At 59.4% G+C, this 1,176-nt stretch carries 1 protein-coding gene; it reads right to left on the reverse strand.

From position 1 onward, the window contains the following. A protein-coding gene (locus tag HUK84_RS19270) for an IS3 family transposase (protein WP_176641651.1) occupies positions 1 to 1,096 on the reverse strand; the annotation gives its coding sequence in 2 pieces (ribosomal slippage) (positions 1 to 844 and positions 844 to 1,096; 1,097 coding nt annotated over the 2 pieces). This gene is flagged as partial in the annotation. Positions 1,097 to 1,176: the final 80 nt, after the last annotated feature.

A 1,176-nucleotide genomic window follows, 5' to 3' on the forward strand; every position in this document is an offset into this window, starting at 1 on the left:
ACCGGCAAGCACGCCGGCAAGCTATTGAGCAGCGATATCGGCGGTTTATTGCCGATGGCACTGTGTGGGCGGACCTCGTTGTAGTCCTGACGCCAAGCCTCCATTTTTGCCCGGGCGTCGTCAAGGCTCATGAACCAGTGCGTGTTCAGGCACTCAGCCCGGAATTTCCCGTTGAAGGACTCGATAAAGCTGTTGTCGGTCGGTTTGCCGGGGCGGGAGAAGTCGAGCACGACCCCCTTCTGATACGCCCAGAGATCCAGATCCCGGCTGACGAACTCCGTGCCCTGGTCGACCCGGATGCTTTTTGGGTAACCCATCTGCGCACAGATCCGCTCCAGCGTCTGGACGACATCCTCGCCACGATAGCTGAACCGTGGATCGGTCGCCGGCGAGAAGCGGGAGAAAGTGTCGATCACCGTCAGGATCCTGATCTTGCGGCCCGTCGCTAGCTGGTCGTGCACGAAATCCATGGCCCAGGTGTCGTTATTATGGGCGGCCGGACGGCGATCCTCGCGCACCTTCGCCTTGACCCGGCGCCTGGGCACCTTGTTGCGTAACTGCAAGCCCAACTCCTTGTAAAGCCGATAGATCCGCTTCGGATTGACCGCCCAGCCATCGCGTTTCAACAGGACATGAACGCGCCGATAGCCATAGCGAACGCGCGTTTCACAGATCTCGCGGATCTTCTGTGTCAGTTCGGCCTGCGTGCCACGCTTCGACTTGTAGACATAGAGCGAGCGGTCGATCCGCAGCACCGCGCAGGCGCGTCGTGTCGAGACTTTCCAGTCGCCCTGCAGCATGTCCACGAGTTCGCGTTTGCGCGCAGGCCTCAAAGCTTTTTTGACAGCACGTCCTGCAGCATCGCCTTATCAAGCGACAGGTCCGCCACGATCCGCTTCAGCTTGGCGTTTTCCTCTTCAAGCACCCGCAGCCGCTTCATCTCGGACGGCATCAGACCCGCATATTTCTTCCGCCAATTGTAGAACGTCGCATCCGAAATACCCGCCTTGCGGCAGACCTCGGCGACCGACGCTCCCCCTTCGGCCTGCTTCAGAACAAACGCGATCTGCGCCTCGGTGAACTTCGATGCCTTCATGGAACTCTCCTCATCCCGAGCACGGGATCATAAGTGGAAAATTCCAACTCGAACTGGTCCAATTTTCGGGGAGCACGTCA

The sequence above is a fragment of the Nguyenibacter vanlangensis genome, from assembly GCF_013376155.1.
Classification (GTDB): domain Bacteria; phylum Pseudomonadota; class Alphaproteobacteria; order Acetobacterales; family Acetobacteraceae; genus Gluconacetobacter; species Gluconacetobacter vanlangensis.